At 70.0% G+C, this 14,452-nt stretch carries 11 protein-coding genes; all 11 read right to left on the bottom strand.

Annotation, left to right across the window (positions count from 1 at the left end; translation table 11 throughout):
• Positions 1 to 47: 47 nt before the first annotated feature.
• The 11 genes from pgi to uvrC all read right to left on the bottom strand — a co-directional run bounded on the left by pgi (position 48) and on the right by uvrC (position 14,259).
• Positions 48 to 1,700, bottom strand: coding sequence for a glucose-6-phosphate isomerase (pgi, locus tag ACFV9H_RS39705; protein ID WP_385408575.1), 1,653 nt, complete (start codon positions 1,698 to 1,700; stop codon positions 48 to 50).
• Positions 1,701 to 1,851: 151 nt separating this feature from the next.
• The gene (locus ACFV9H_RS39700) at positions 1,852 to 2,187 is read right to left on the bottom strand and encodes an RNA polymerase-binding protein RbpA (protein WP_007263454.1); all 336 of its coding nucleotides are present in this window, start codon (positions 2,185 to 2,187) and stop codon (positions 1,852 to 1,854) included.
• Positions 2,188 to 2,381: 194 nt separating this feature from the next.
• Positions 2,382 to 2,612: a preprotein translocase subunit SecG gene (gene secG / locus ACFV9H_RS39695; protein ID WP_385408573.1), complete on the bottom strand. Its 231-nt coding sequence runs from the start codon at positions 2,610 to 2,612 to the stop codon at positions 2,382 to 2,384.
• A 128-nt stretch (positions 2,613 to 2,740) separates the two neighbouring features.
• On the bottom strand, positions 2,741 to 3,529 hold the full coding sequence (gene tpiA / locus ACFV9H_RS39690) for a triose-phosphate isomerase (RefSeq protein WP_385408571.1): 789 nt from the start codon (positions 3,527 to 3,529) through the stop codon (positions 2,741 to 2,743).
• A 6-nt stretch (positions 3,530 to 3,535) separates the two neighbouring features.
• Entirely contained in the window at positions 3,536 to 4,747 is a 1,212-nt protein-coding gene (locus ACFV9H_RS39685; protein ID WP_385408569.1) for a phosphoglycerate kinase, read from the bottom strand.
• A gap of 145 nt (positions 4,748 to 4,892) precedes the next feature.
• A complete protein-coding gene (gene gap, locus ACFV9H_RS39680) occupies positions 4,893 to 5,897 on the bottom strand; it encodes a type I glyceraldehyde-3-phosphate dehydrogenase (RefSeq protein ID WP_385408567.1) in 1,005 nt (334 codons plus the stop codon).
• Between the two features lie 210 nt (positions 5,898 to 6,107).
• The gene (locus ACFV9H_RS39675) at positions 6,108 to 9,062 is read right to left on the bottom strand and encodes a M14 family zinc carboxypeptidase (protein ID WP_385408565.1); all 2,955 of its coding nucleotides are present in this window, start codon (positions 9,060 to 9,062) and stop codon (positions 6,108 to 6,110) included.
• 148 nt (positions 9,063 to 9,210) lie between these two features.
• On the bottom strand, positions 9,211 to 10,206 hold the full coding sequence (gene whiA / locus ACFV9H_RS39670) for a DNA-binding protein WhiA (RefSeq protein WP_385408563.1): 996 nt from the start codon (positions 10,204 to 10,206) through the stop codon (positions 9,211 to 9,213).
• Positions 10,197 to 11,252: a uridine diphosphate-N-acetylglucosamine-binding protein YvcK gene (gene yvcK, locus ACFV9H_RS39665; protein WP_385408561.1), complete on the bottom strand. Its 1,056-nt coding sequence runs from the start codon at positions 11,250 to 11,252 to the stop codon at positions 10,197 to 10,199. Before yvcK ends, whiA begins: the two co-directional genes overlap by 10 nt.
• On the bottom strand, positions 11,249 to 12,256 hold the full coding sequence (gene rapZ, locus ACFV9H_RS39660; RefSeq protein WP_385408559.1) for an RNase adapter RapZ: 1,008 nt from the start codon (positions 12,254 to 12,256) through the stop codon (positions 11,249 to 11,251). Before rapZ ends, yvcK begins: the two co-directional genes overlap by 4 nt.
• Positions 12,253 to 14,259 (bottom strand): excinuclease ABC subunit UvrC, encoded by a 2,007-nt coding sequence (gene uvrC / locus ACFV9H_RS39655; protein ID WP_385408557.1) that lies wholly within the window; start codon positions 14,257 to 14,259, stop codon positions 12,253 to 12,255. The genes rapZ and uvrC overlap by 4 nt, the downstream gene beginning before the upstream one ends.
• Positions 14,260 to 14,452: the final 193 nt, after the last annotated feature.

Genomic DNA, 14,452 nt, shown 5'->3' with positions numbered 1-14,452 from the left:
GGCCCCGCACCTTCGCAGGTGCGGGGCCGTTCCTTCGTCCCGTCGCGTCAGCTCCGGCCGCGCAGCCCCCGGTACGTGGCCACCAGCGCCTTCGTCGAGGCGTCCAGCCCCGGCACGTCCGCGCCCTCGGTCAGCGCGGGCTCGACCCGCTTGGCGAGGACCTTGCCGAGCTCCACGCCCCACTGGTCGAAGGAGTCGATGTTCCACACCGCGCCCTGTACGAACACCTTGTGCTCGTACAGGGCGATCAGCTGGCCGAGCACCGCCGGAGTGAGGTCGCCCGCGAGGATGGTGGTCGTCGGGTGGTTGCCCTTGAAGGTCTTGTGCGGGACCAGCGCGTCCGGGACGCCCTCCGCCCGTACTTCCTCCGGCGTCTTGCCGAAGGCCAGCGCCTGCGTCTGCGCGAAGAAGTTCGCCATCAGCAGGTCGTGCTGGGCCGCCGGCCCGGCCTCCAGGTCCGCCACGGGCCGGGCGAAGCCGATGAAGTCCGCGGGGATCACCCGCGTGCCCTGGTGGATCAGCTGGTAGTAGGCGTGCTGTCCGTTGGTGCCGGGCGTGCCCCAGACCACCGGGCCCGTCTGCCACTCCACCGGATTGCCGTCCCGGTCCACGGACTTGCCGTTGGACTCCATGTCGAGCTGCTGCAAGTACGCCGTGAACCGCGAGAGGTAGTGGCTGTACGGGAGCACCGCGTGCGACTGCGCGTCGAAGAAGGCGCCGTACCAGATCCCCAACAGGCCCAGCAGCAGCGGGGCGTTCTCCTCCGCGGGCGCCGTGCGGAAGTGCTCGTCCATGGTGTGGAAGCCGCCGAGCAGCTCCCGGAAGGCGTCCGGGCCGATCGCGATCATCAGCGAGAGGCCGATGGCCGAGTCGAAGGAGTAGCGGCCGCCGACCCAGTCCCAGAACTCGAACATGTTGGCCGGATCGATACCGAAGTCCGTCACCTTTTCGGCGTTGGTCGACAGCGCCACGAAGTGCCGTGCCACGGCCGCCGGGTCGCCGCCGAGGCCGGCCAGCAGCCACGCGCGCGCCGAAGTGGCGTTGGTGATGGTCTCGATGGTGGTGAAGGTCTTGGAGGCGATGATGAACAGCGTCTCGGCCGGGTCCAGGTCCCGTACGGCCTCGTGCAGGTCGGCGCCGTCCACGTTGGACACGAAACGCACGGTCAGGCCGCGGTCGGTGAAGGCCCGCAGGGCCTCGTACGCCATCGCCGGACCGAGGTCGGATCCGCCGATGCCGATGTTGACGACGTTCTTGATGCGCTTGCCGGTGAAGCCGGTCCACCGCCCCGACCGGATCTGGTCGGAGAAGGCCGCCATCTTGTCCAGGACGGCGTGCACGCCGGGGACGACGTTCTCGCCGTCCACCTCGACGACCGCGTCCGCGGGGGCGCGCAGGGCGGTGTGCAGGACCGCCCGGTCCTCCGTCGTGTTGATCTTCTCGCCGCGGAACATGGCCTCGCGCAGCTCGGCCACGCCCGTCGCCGCCGCGAGTTCGCGGAGCAGCGTCAACGTCTCGTCGGTCACGAGGTGCTTCGAGTAGTCGATGTGCAGGTCCCCGACCCGCAGGGTGTAGCCGGTGCCGCGGCCCGGATTCTCCTCGAACAGCTCCCGCAGATGCGTGTGCCCGAACTCTTCCCGGTGCTTGCCGAGTGCCAGCCACTCCGGCGTCCGGTTCAGCTTCGTACGCTCCGCATTCATCTCGGACATCAACCCGTTTCTTCCGTCCTGTCGTGCCCCGCCGAGTCCCAACCTAAAGGATGCGAAGCGGCACAACCGACACAAAGAGGCCCGGTCGCGCAGGAGAAGACTCCTACGTGACCGGGCCTCAAGTCATGCTTGCCGCGGGCTCTCAGATCTCGCCGCGGAGTTTGGCGAGCGCCTCCGCGAGGATGGCCTCGCCATCGGCGTCCGTTCGGCGCTCCCGTACGTACGCCAGGTGCGTCTTGTACGGTTCGGTGCGCGGCGGCGCCGGCGGGTTGTCGCGGTCCTGGCCGGCCGGGAACCCGCAGCGCGGGCAGTCCCAGGTGTCCGGCACCTGCGCGTCACTGGCGAAGCTCGGCTGCGTCTCGTGCCCGTTCGAGCACCAGAAGGAGATGCGCAGGCGGGGCGCGGACTCGCCGCGCTCGGCCTCACCCATCGGCCCCGCGCCGACCCGGCTACCACGGATCGCGTTGCCACTTGCCACGGTCGTAACTCCCCTGCGTGATGGTGCCGCCAGGCATGAGGGCATTTCTGCTGAAGCGCCCCGGGTACGTAGAGCCCAACTCACGGGATCGTCCCCTCAGGTGGGGGGAGCAGAATAACTCGTTCCGCATCCAAGGCGCAGGACCTCATGATAGGCCGGGCTTCGCCGACCCTACTGCCGGTTGGCCAGAACGGTCAGCCGCTCGACTTCATCAGCAGGCCGAGGGCGATGATGCACGCGAACCACAGCAGACCGACGACGACGGTGATGCGGTCCAGGTTGCGCTCCGCGACGGAGGAACCCCCGACCGACGACTGCATTCCGCCGCCGAACATGTCGGAAAGGCCGCCGCCCTTGCCCTTGTGCATCAGCACGAGCAGCATCAGCAGGGCGCTGAAGACGATCAGGGCGATCGAGAACCCCATAATCACGGCTGATTCCTACTTTCTGGCTTTACTGGCTTTCCGGCTTTGCGGGACGTGCGCGGGGGCCAGTGCTGATGGTTCAGCCCCTGGCCCCCGCAAGGGTACGACGGATCGGCCCTACCGCATACTCACTGGTCGCGGAAGCGGACGATCTTGACGAACTCGTCCGCGTCCAGCGCCGCGCCGCCGATCAGGGCGCCGTCGACGTCGGGCTGGGCCATGATCGCCGCGATGTTCCCGGACTTCACCGAGCCGCCGTACTGGATGCGGACCTTGTCGGCCAACTCCTGCGAGTACAGCTCCGCGAGACGGCCGCGGATCGCCCCGCAGACCTCCTGGGCGTCCTCGGGGGTGGCGACCTCGCCGGTCCCGATGGCCCACACGGGCTCGTAGGCGATCACGATGGACTCGACCTGCTCGGCCGGGATGTCCTTGAGGCCGCCGTCGAGCTGCGCCAGCGTGAACTGGACCTGCTGGCCGGCCTTGCGGATGTCCAGGCCCTCGCCGACGCACAGGATCGGGGTGAGCCCGTGCTTGTAGGCGGCCTTGACCTTGGCGTTGCAGATCTCGTCGTTCTCGCCGTGGTACTGGCGGCGCTCGCTGTGGCCGACGGCCACGAACGTGCACTTCAGCTTGGCGAGCATCGAGCCGGAGATCTCGCCGGTGTAGGCACCGGAGTCGTGCGCGGAGATGTCCTGGGCGCCGTACTTGATCTTCAGCTTGTCGCCGTCGACCAGGGTCTGGACCGAACGCAGGTCGACGAAGGGCGGCAGGACCGCGACCTCGACGGCGTCGTAGTCCTTGTCGGCGAGGGCGAAGGCGAGCTTCTGGACGTGGGCGATGGCCTCCAGGTGGTTGAGGTTCATCTTCCAGTTGCCCGCCATCAGCGGGGTGCGTCCGGTTACAGGGGCGGTCATGTGTGTTCAGCCCTCCAGGGCGGCGAGGCCGGGGAGCGTCTTGCCTTCGAGGTATTCGAGGGAGGCGCCACCACCGGTGGAAATGTGCCCGAAGGCATTCTCGTCGAAGCCCAGGATGCGGACCGCCGCGGCGCTGTCGCCACCGCCGACCACGGTGAAGGCGCTGCTGTCGACGAGGGCCTGCGCGATGGCGGTGGTACCGCCCGCGTAGTCGGGGTGCTCGAAGACGCCGACCGGACCGTTCCAGAAGACGGTCTTGGCGTCGGCGATCTTCGAGGCGTACAGCTCACGGGTCTTCGGGCCGATGTCCAGGCCCTCCTTGTCGGCGGGGATCCCGTCCACGGCGACCGTCTCGAAGTCCGCGGGGGTCTTGCCCTTGAGGTCGGGGAAGTCCTTGGAGACCAGCACGTCGACCGGGAGGACCAGCTCGACGCCGGTCTCCTTGGCCCGCTTCATGTACTCGGTCACCTTCGGGATCTGGTCCTCCTGGAGGAGGGAGATGCCGACCTCGTGGCCCAGGGCCTTGAGGAAGGTGTACGCCATGCCGCCGCCGATGAGGATGCGGTCGGCCTTGCCGAGCAGCTCGTCGATGACGGCGAGCTTGTCGGAGACCTTGGCGCCGCCGAGCACGACCACGTACGGGCGCTCGACCTCGGCGGTGAGCTTCTTCAGGACGCCGACCTCGGTGGCGATGAGGTAGCCGGCCGCGTGCGGGAGGCGCGCGGGCAGGTCGAAGACCGAGGCGTGCTTGCGGTGGACGGCGCCGAACCCGTCGCCCACGTAGACGTCGGCCAGCTCGGCGAGCTGGTCGGCGAAGGCTCCGCGCTCGGCGTCGTCCTTCGAGGTCTCGCCGGCGTTGAAGCGCAGGTTCTCGATGACGGCGACCTTGCCGTCGGCGAGGGCGGCGACGGTGGCCTTGGCGGAGTCGCCGACCGTGTCGGTGGCGAACGCGACGTCCGCGGCGAGCAGTTCGCCCAGCCGCTTGGCGGCGGGGGCGAGCGAGAACGCCGGGTCCGGGGCGCCCTTGGGGCGGCCCAGGTGCGAGGCGACGACCACGCGGGCGCCGGCTTCGGCGAGCTTCGCGATGGTCGGCTGGACGGCGCGGATGCGGCCGTCATCGGTGATCTCACCGTTCGCAAGCGGCACGTTCAGGTCGGCGCGGACGAAGACCCGCTTGCCGGCCACGCCCTCGGCGAGAAGTTCGTCGATCGTCTTCATGTGTTTCTACTCCTTGTTCCCGTGCGGGGCGTAGGGCCCACCGGGCGAGAAGAGGGTACGAGACAAGCGACAGGGCCCGTACGGCGCACCATCGCGCTGTCACGGACCCTGTGCTCACATCGTGCTGCTGCCTTGCCCTACGTTCTTAGAGCTGACCGCCGACGAAGACGGTCAGGTCGACGAGACGGTTGGAGTAGCCCCACTCGTTGTCGTACCAGCCGACGACCTTGACGCTCTTGCCCTGGACCATGGTCAGGGAGGAGTCGAAGGTGCAGGAGGCGGGCCAGTTCACGATGTCGGAGGAGACGATCGCGTCCTCGGTGTAGTCCAGGATGCCCTTCAGCTGGCCCTCGGCGGCCTTCTGGAAGGCGTTGTTGACCTCGTCCTTGGTCACCTCGCGCTCCAGCTCGATGACCAGGTCGGTCACGGAACCGGTGGGGACCGGGACGCGCATCGCGATGCCGTCGAGCTTGCCCGCCAGCTCCGGGATCACCAGGGCGGTGGCCTTGGCGGCACCGGTGGTGGTCGGGATGATGTTCTCGGCGGCGGCGCGGGCGCGGCGCAGGTCCGAGTGCGGGAAGTCGAGGATGCGCTGGTCGTTCGTGTAGGCGTGGACCGTCGTCATCATGCCCTTGACGATGCCGAAGTTCTCCAGGAGGACCTTGGCCATCGGCGCCACGCAGTTGGTGGTGCAGGAGGCGTTGGAGATGACGTGGTGGTTGGCCGCGTCGTACTTGTCCTGGTTGACGCCCATCACAATGGTGATGTCCTCGTCCTTGGCCGGAGCCGAGATGAGGACCTTCTTCGCGCCGGCGGCGATGTGCTTCGCGGCGTCGGCCTTCTTGGTGAAGATGCCGGTGGACTCGATGACGATGTCCGCACCCAGCTCGCCCCAGGGGAGGTTCGCGGGGTCGCGCTCGGCAAAGGTCTTGAAGGTGTTGCCGCCGACGGTGATGGTGTCGTCGGTGTGGGAGACCTCGGCCTTGAGGCGGCCCAGGATCGTGTCGTACTTGAGAAGGTGCACCAGGGTGGCGTTGTCAGTCAGGTCGTTGACACCGACGATCTCGATGTCCGCTCCCTGCTCCAGGAGCGCCCGGAAGTAGTTACGGCCAATTCGGCCAAAACCATTGATGCCTACGCGGATCGTCACGAACCGATCTCCTCGTTGGTGCGCCGGTAAGAGCGCCGGCGAGTTGAAATGGGATGTCCCCGACCGCTTACGACCCTACCTCTCCGTGAGCTTTTGAGTGACATCGATCGAGAGCTGACACGCCCCGGGGCCCGTGCCTGACGCTCCGGAAAGGGCCCCGGGGGACTTTGGCCCCCGTCACTCAGGGTGACGACGGTACGGGGGTGCTGGTCAGCGGTTCAGCGCTCGAAGCGCCTTACCGACGAGTAGGGTGCGGTCGGCGGCGGCCGGCAGGTGTTCCAGGCCGAAGCCGAGGAGCACGGAGTCACGCGTAGTGACCGCAGCGTAGGACTTGAACAGCTCGCCGGACCGGGACCAATCGCCCGGAACTTCAGGGCTTCCGGCGGGCGCGCCCTGGGCGGTCCAGGCTCCGAGAGAGGTCTCGAAACCGTCAGTGGTCTGGTCCACTCCGCCCACGGACAGCCGAGCCTCGTCCGCGAAGACGCCTCGTCCGCCCGCTCCTCCGTCGGTGATGTAGGAGAGGGAGACCTCCACGCTCTTGCCCGCGTAGGCGCTCAGGTCGAAGGAGACCTGCTTCCAGCCGCCGGAGGAGGCCGTGAAGGTGTTCCACGAGCCGCTGCTGCCCTGCGGGGTGCAGCCGCCGCCGTCCAGGGTGAGGTAGTGGCGCAGGAACGGGTGGCCGTTGATGAAGAATCCGGCCCCGCACTCCTCCGGAACCGCCGTGCCGGTCAGGCCGCCCGCGTCCGGCAGGGTGGTCCAGTCGTCCGCCCCGACCGTGTGCGCCTCCAGCGCGGCGTGGTCGTAGCCCTCCTCGACGTTCCAGCTCAGGGCGAGCTTCAGCTGCGGCTTGTCGGCCGCGGAGACACCGGTCAGGTCGATCGTGCGCACGAGGCGCTTCCAGTCGTCGTCGGCGTGCAGGGCCGACGCCATCTGGGTCCCCGCGTAGGGGGCGTACGGGTTCACGACCCCGGCGAACCGACCCGCCTGCGCGCTCTTGAACTGCGGGAACTGCGCGGGAGCCAGGGTCTCGGAGGTGACGGTGTAGGAGCCGGGGGCGTTCAGCGGGTTGCCCGCGGCGTCGCCGAGGGCGCCCTGCGCACCGCCGAGGGAGCCGGCTCCGGCGAAACCGGTCGCGCCGGCGGCGGTCGTACGGCCGTAGGCGCCGAGCCAGTACTGGCTGAAGTCGTTGGTCACGGCGCGGCCGACCTGGGCGTTGCCGCCCGCCAGCTCACCGGCCTCGATCAGCTTGCCGCCCTCGTTCAGGAAGTCGCGCACGGCCAATTGCGTGTCGCCGCCGGGGGTCTTGGCCCCGGTGTAGTGGAAGGCCGTACCGAAGTGGGAGAGCACTCCGAGGTGGTGCGGGGCGCCCTGGACGGCGACGTCCCAGACCGCCGCGGACCTGCCGTTGGCGCGCAGGGCGTCGACGTACGCCTGCGCGTGCTGGGCCTGCGCGCCCTCCTCGGCGATCACCAGCACGTCCGCGCGCGGCCGCTCGGCCACCGTGTAGGTGAAGTGCTCGCTGGAGACCTTCTTGCCGGAGCGGTCGCGACCGGTGAACCAGACCTCGACCTTGTCGCCGGGCTTGGCGCCGTCGACCTCGGCCCGGTACTCGTCGAACCAGTTGTTGTCGTCGCCGCCGTAGACCTCGCCGCCCTTCCAGGGCTCCAGGTCCTCGTCGTGCGTGCGACCGCCGTTGATCCGGAAGTTGAGCTCCTTGTCCTTCAGCGACTTGCGGGCCGTGACGGAGACCGTCTGGTCCTGGCCACGGGCCGCGTAGGAGGTGGTGAAGGGGTCCAGGGTGAAGTCCGCGGCGCTCAGTCCCACGGCCGACGCCGGGCGGTCGGGGTGCGCGGCGCTCTCGCCGACCGTGAGGGCGAAGGGGATGTTCTTGGCGAACTCTGCCTGGATGAGCTTCTCGTCGTCCGGGAAGTTGAAGCCGGAGGCGCAGTCCTCGGGCTTCCACTGGTCGTTCGGGTCGATCGCGGAGGCCGTCTGGCAGGTGGTCATCTCCGGCGTGAACATCATGATGCCGTTGACGTTGGAGGCGTGCCCGTCGGCCTCGCCGTTGGTGGTGTAGAGCTCGGAGGAGACCTGCGGGTAGTAGCCGGGGACGGCGGGGTTCTCCGGGGTGCCGGCGAGCGCCTTGTAGGCGACGTCGTCGGGCGTCGGGGTGGCGACCTGCCAGCCCACGCCGTAGAGGATCAGCTCGGCGGCGGAGTGGTAGTTGACGGCGTACTCGAAGCCGATGCGCTTCTCGAAGGCGTCGAGGGCGACGGTCTCGGGCTCGGAGGAGGCGTTCGGGCCGCGGTAGGTCTCGCCGGCCTGGTTCGGCGAGGAGCCCTCGTTGTCGTAGCCCCACTTGAAGGCGAAGTTGCGGTTGAGGTCGACGCCGTCGCCGGTGGTGACCTTGCCGTCGCCGTTGTTGTCGCGCAGGTTCTTGCGCCACAGTCGTTGGCCCTCGGGCGCGTGCGTGTAGTCGTACCCGTCCGGGTTGGCGGAGAGCAGGAACCACAGCTCGGTGGAGTCGACCAGCTTGGTGATCCGCTGGTCCTTGCCGTAGTTGTCGAGCGTGTGGTGCATCAGCCGCCGGGTCATCTCGGGGGTGATCCACTCACGGGCGTGCTGGTTGGACATGTAGAGCACGGAGGGCTTGTCGCCGTCCTTGGTCTTCTTGGCGTTCTTGGTGACCTTGAGGGCGAGGATGTCCTTGCCCTGGACGGTCTTGCCGATGGAGACGACCTTGGTGAGCCCGGGGTTCTCCTGGGCCGTGCGCAGGATCTCCTCCTGGAGGCCGCCCTTGCCGCTGTACGGGCGGAACACCCCGTCTCCGGCGGCCTTGGCCCGGGCCAGGCCCTCGGCCGCGACCTTGCGCTCGGCGAGCTTGACGCCCTGGGCGCCGAGCTCCTTGGCCTGGGCGCCGGTGAGGAAGAGCTCGACGTGGGCGGTCCCGGTTTCCGGGGCGCGCTCGGCGAGCTCGTGGGCGTCCTGGCCGGTGGCGAGGACGAGCGGGACCTGTTCCCGGGTGATGTCGGCGTCGTAGACCCGCACCTCGTCGGCGGCGGGCGCGGAGCCGGACTGCTGCTGGGCCACCGCGGGCAGCGCGGCGAGTGTGGTTCCGAAGACGAGTGCGCTTGCGGCGAGGATCGATCTCGCGCGGTGCCTCATGTGCCCCCCTGGGCGTCGTCAGCCACGAAAGCGTTCGGACGACAGGCTCACGATCAGCCCATGCTCATGTCAATGGGGCGTACCGGGCCAGGACGGGAAAGGGCCCTCACGAGTGATCGTGAGGGCCCCCATTCGCCGTACGGGCGGACTAGCCGGCCATATTGTCGGCCAGTTCATCGCTGAGGTCGAGGTTCGACTCGGTGCCCGGGATGCCGAGGTCCTGGGCGCGCTTGTCGGCCATCGCCAGCAGGCGGCGGATCCGGCCCGCGACCGCGTCCTTGGTCAGCGGCGGGTCGGCGAGCGCGCCCAACTCCTCCAGGGAGGCCTGCTTGTGCTCCATCCGCAGCCGGCCGGCCGCGGCGAGGTGCTCGGGGACCTCCTCGCCGAGGATCTCCAGCGCGCGCTGCACTCGGGCTCCGGCGGCCACGGCGGCCCGCGCCGAGCGGCGCAGGTTGGCGTCGTCGAAGTTGGCGAGGCGGTTGGCGGTGGCCCGCACCTCGCGCCGCATCCGGCGCTCCTCCCAGGCCAGCACCGATTCGTGCGCGCCGAGCCGGGTCAGCAGGGCGCCGATCGCGTCGCCGTCGCGGACCACGACCCGGTCCACTCCGCGCACCTCGCGCGCCTTGGCGGCGATGGAGAGCCTGCGGGCGGCGCCCACCAGGGCCAGGGCGGCTTCCGGGCCGGGGCAGGTGACCTCCAGGGAGGAGGACCTGCCCGGCTCGGTGAGCGAGCCGTGGGCCAGGAACGCGCCGCGCCAGGCCGCCTCGGCGTCACAGGTGGCCCCGGAGACCACCTGCGGGGGAAGACCTCGGATCGGGCGGCCGCGGCCGTCCACGAGGCCCGTCTGGCGTGCCAGCTGGTCACCCCCGGCCACGACGCGGACCACGTAGCGGCTGCCGCGGCGCAGGCCGCCGGGAGCCATGACCACCAGGTCCGAGGAGTGCCCGAAGATCTCCAGAATGTCCTTGCGCAGGCGCCTGGCCGCGATCCCGGTGTCCAGCTCCGCCTCGATGACGATGCGGCCGCTCACCAGGTGGAGGCCGCCCGCGAACCGAAGAATCGCCGAGACCTCCGCCTTCCTGCAGCAGGTCCGGGTGACGGGCAGGCGGGAAATCTCATCCTTCACCGCGGGCGTCATCGCCATGGGCCGATCCTTCCATGCATCCGAAAAATACGGTCGTACGCGGCGGCCAGCAGCTCCGGGTCGTGCTTCGGAGAGCCGTCCTGCCTGGCCACCGGCGCCAGCTCGACCGCGGCGCCGAACCGTTTTGCGGCATCGGCGAGGGACTCGCGGTCGGGCACGGCGGCCTCGTCGGCCAGCACCACGTCCAGGGCGAGTTTAGGGGCGTGTCGGGCCAAAACCTCCAAATGACGCTGCGGAGAGAAGCCCTCTGTTTCGCCGGGCTGCGGCGCGAGGTTCAGCGAGAGGACCCGTCGGGCCTTCGTCTCGACCAGTGCGTCGAGCAGTTCCGGCACCAGCAGGTGCGGGATCACGGAGGAGAACCAGGACCCCGGCCCGAGCACCACCCAGTCGGCGTCCAGCACCGCCGCGACGGCCTCCGGCACGGCCGGCGGGTCGCTCGGCACGACCTGCACGGAGAGCACCTCGCCGGGGGTGAGGGCCACCGTGGCCTGCCCGCGGACGGTGTCCACGTACTCGGGGCGCGCCGGATCGTGGCCCCTGACCAGGGCCTGGAGCTCCAGCGGCACCGCCGACATCGGCAGCACCCGGCCCTGCGCGCCGAGCAGCTTCCCGACCAGGTCGAGGGCCTGGACGGGGTCGCCGAGCTGTTCCCACAGGGCGACGATCAGCAGGTTGCCGACGGCGTGCCCGTGCAGGTCACCCTCGGACTGGAAGCGGTGCTGGATGACGCGGGACCAGGTCTGGCCCCAGTCGTCGTCCCCGCACAGCGCCGCCAGCGCCTTGCGGAGATCGCCGGGCGGCAGCACGCCGAGCTCCTCGCGGAGCCGGCCGCTGGAGCCGCCGTCGTCGGCGACGGTGACCACGGCGGTGAGGTCACCGGTGATGGGGCGCAGGGCGGCGAGGGAGGCCGACAGGCCCTGGCCGCCGCCGAGCGCGACCACCTTGGGCGTGGCGCCGCGCCGGCGGCCGGAACGGCGTGCGCCCTCCTCGCCCCGAGGGGGGGCGAGGCGGCGCAGGCGGCTCAGCCGCGGGGTCCGTGCGGTCACTCGCGCCCCATGTCCCTGTGGACGACGACGGTCTCGACTCCCTCGGAGGCGAGACGGGCGGCGAGCTTCTCGGACATGGCCACGCTGCGGTGCTTGCCGCCGGTGCAGCCGACCGCGATGGTCACGTACCGCTTGCCCTCGCGACGGTAGCCGGTGGCGATGAGCTGGAGCAGCTCGGTGTACCGGTCGAGGAACTCCTTGGCGCCGGGCTGGCTGAAGACGTACCCCGACACCTCCTCGTTGAGCCCGGTGAAGGGGCGCAGCTCCGGGACCCAGTGCGGGTTGGGGATGAACCGGCAGTCCACGACGAGGTCGGCGTCGACGGGCAGGCCGTACTTGAAGCCGAAGGACATGACCGTGGCCCGCAGCTCGGGCTCCTCGTCGCCGGCGAACTGGGCGTCCATCTTGGCGCGCAGTTCGTGCACGTTCAGGCTGGAGGTGTCGATCACCAGGTCGGCGTCGCCGCGCAGCTCGCGCAGCAGGTCGCGCTCGGCGGCGATGCCGTCGGTGATGCGCCCATCGCCCTGGAGCGGGTGCGGGCGGCGCACCGACTCGAAGCGGCGGACCAGCGCGTCGTCCGAGGACTCCAGGAAGACGATGCGGCGGGTGACGCCGCGGCTGTCGAGGTCGGCGAGGGACTCGCGCAGGGCGTCGAAGAACTGGCGGCCGCGGACGTCGACGACGACGGCGATGCGCGCCACGTTGCCCTGGGAGCGGGCGCCCAACTCCACCATGGTGGGGATCAGCGCCGGCGGGAGGTTGTCGACGACGAACCAGCCGAGGTCCTCCAGACACTTGGCCGCCGTACTGCGGCCGGCCCCGGACATCCCGGAGATGATCACCAGCTCGGGGATGGCCGCCTCGGCGGTCTCGCCGGGCTCCACTGTCGTGCCCGTACTCACCTGTGCTCCGTCTCGGTCGTGCATGCTCTCGTGCGTGGTCTCGGCTGCGGTCTCGGCTGCGGTCTCGGCTGCGGTCTCGTGGGTGGTCTCGTGCTCGGTCATTGCTCGGTCCCCCGATCGGACGACGATCCCGCTGGCGCGGGGGTCTCGTCCTCCATGATCTCTCCTGTTGCCGTGTTGACGGCAGGACCGGCGGGGACAGCGGCCGCGAGCGCCGCGGCCACGGTCTCGGCCGTCTTGCGGCCTATGCCCGGGACCTCGCAGATCTGGTCGATTGTCGCCTGTCTCAGCTTCTTCACCGAACCGAAGTGCTTGACCAGGGCCAGCTTGCGGCTCTCACCGAGGCCGGGCACCTCGTCCAGCGGCCCGGACTTCAGGCGCTTTCCGCGCTTGTTGCGCTGGTACTGGATGGCGAAGCGGTGGGCTTCGTCACGGACCCGCTGGAGCAGGTACAGGCCTTCGCTGGTCCGGGGCAGCACGACCGGGTCGTCCTCACCGGGCAGCCAGACCTCCTCCAGCCGCTTGGCCAGGCCGCACACGGCGACGTCGTCGACCCCGAGCTCCTCCAGGGCCCGCTTGGCGGCGGCGACCTGCGGCTGCCCGCCGTCGACCACGACGAGCTGGGGCGGGTAGGCGAAACGCTTGGGCCGCCCGTCGTCCTCCTCGGGGACCTCCCCGCCCTCCGCATCCCACTCGCCGGTCTTCAGCTTCTCCTGGAGGTAGCGGCGGAAGCGCCGGGAGACCACCTCGTGCATGGAGCGGACGTCGTCCTGCCCCTCGAAGGACTTGATCTGGAATCGGCGGTACTCGCTCTTCCGCGCCAGGCCGTCCTCGAAGACGACCATCGACGCGACCACGTCGTCGCCCTGGAGGTGCGAGATGTCGAAGCACTCGATGCGCAGCGGGGCGCTGTCCAGCTCCAGCGCCTCGGCGATCTCCTCCAGGGCCCGGGAGCGGGTGGTCAGGTCACCGGCGCGCTTGGTCTTGTGCAGGGCGAGGGACTGCACGGCGTTGCGGTGGACGGTCTCCATCAGCGACTTCTTGTCGCCGCGCTGCGGAATCCGCAGGCTGACCTGGGAGCCGCGCCGCTCGGCGAGCCACTGGCTCAGCGCCGGGGTGTCCTCGGGCAGCGCCGGGACCAGCACCTCCTTGGGCACGCTCTCGCCGCTCTCCTCCCCGTAGAGCTGCTGGAGGGCGTGCTCGACGAGCCCGGCGGTGTCGACGGCCTCGACCTTGTCGGTGACCCAGCCGCGCTGGCCGCGGACCCGTCCGCCGCGGACGTGGAAGATCTGCACGGCGGCTTCGAGCTCGTCCTCGGCGACCGCGATCAGGTCGGCGTCGGTGGCGTCGGCGAGCACCACGGCGTTCTTCTCCATGGCCCGGCGCAGCGCCCCTATGTCGTCGCGCAGCCGGGCGGCCTTCTCGTACTCCATCTCCTCGGCCGCCTCGTGCATCTCCTTCTCCAGGCGGGAGAGGTAGGTGCCGGTGCGGCCGGCCATGAAGTCGCAGAAGTCCTCGGCCAGTTCCCGGTGCTCCTCGGGGGTGACCCGGCCGACGCAGGGCGCGGAGCACTTGCCGATGTAGCCGAGCAGGCAGGGCCGGCCGATCTGCGCGGAGCGCTTGAACACGCCCGCGGAACACGTCCGCACCGGGAACACCCGGAGCATCAGGTCGACGGTCTCGCGGATCGCCCAGGCGTGCCCGTACGGACCGAAGTAGCGCACGCCCTTCTTCTTGGGGCCGCGCATGACCTGGACGCGCGGGTACTCCTCGTTCATGGTGACGGCGAGGGAGGGGTAGCTCTTGTCGTCCCGGTACTTGACGTTGAACCGGGGGTCGAACTCCTTGATCCAGGAGTACTCCAGCTGCAGCGCCTCGACCTCGGTGGACACCACGGTCCACTCGACGGAGGCGGCCGTGGTCACCATGGTGGCGGTACGGGGGTGCAGGCCGGCGAGGTCCTGGAAGTAGTTGGCCAGGCGTTGGCGCAGGCTCTTGGCCTTCCCGACGTAGATCACCCGGCGGTGCTCGTCGCGGAACCTGTACACCCCGGGGGAGTCGGGGATCTGTCCCGGCTTGGGTCGGTAACTGGAAGGGTCGGCCATGCCAACACCCTACTGGCGGGGGCCGACACCCTGCGGTACGCGTCCCGTACGTCCTGAGGCCCGCGGGGTACGGCCCAGAGCCCGGGGCCCCACCCCGCGCCCCGCGGGGGCTCCGCCCCCGTACCCCCGCGCATCCAGCCCCCCGGACGGAAACTCCAGCCCCTCCGGCGTTTGAGGAGCGGGGGTCTGGGGG

Origin of the sequence: Streptomyces sp. NPDC059874 (assembly GCF_042731135.1) — a bacterium.
Classification (GTDB): domain Bacteria; phylum Actinomycetota; class Actinomycetes; order Streptomycetales; family Streptomycetaceae; genus Streptomyces.
The sequence above is the reverse complement of the archived record's forward strand: the minus strand, read 5'-3'. Positions and strand labels throughout refer to the sequence as shown.

What these genes read in the sequence shown, in the direction of transcription:
- pgi (WP_385408575.1), bottom strand. Translation starts at nt 1,700, where the DNA reads ATGAATGCGGAGCGTACGAAGCTGAACCGGACGCCGGAGTGGCTGGCA.
- secG (WP_385408573.1), bottom strand. Translation starts at nt 2,612, where the DNA reads ATGGGGTTCTCGATCGCCCTGATCGTCTTCAGCGCCCTGCTGATGCTG.
- tpiA (WP_385408571.1), bottom strand. Translation starts at nt 3,529, where the DNA reads ATGACCGCCCCTGTAACCGGACGCACCCCGCTGATGGCGGGCAACTGG.
- ACFV9H_RS39685 (WP_385408569.1), bottom strand. Translation starts at nt 4,747, where the DNA reads ATGAAGACGATCGACGAACTTCTCGCCGAGGGCGTGGCCGGCAAGCGG.
- ACFV9H_RS39675 (WP_385408565.1), bottom strand. Translation starts at nt 9,062, where the DNA reads ATGAGGCACCGCGCGAGATCGATCCTCGCCGCAAGCGCACTCGTCTTC.
- whiA (WP_385408563.1), bottom strand. Translation starts at nt 10,206, where the DNA reads ATGGCGATGACGCCCGCGGTGAAGGATGAGATTTCCCGCCTGCCCGTC.
- rapZ (WP_385408559.1), bottom strand. Translation starts at nt 12,256, where the DNA reads ATGACCGAGCACGAGACCACCCACGAGACCGCAGCCGAGACCGCAGCC.
- uvrC (WP_385408557.1), bottom strand. Translation starts at nt 14,259, where the DNA reads ATGGCCGACCCTTCCAGTTACCGACCCAAGCCGGGACAGATCCCCGAC.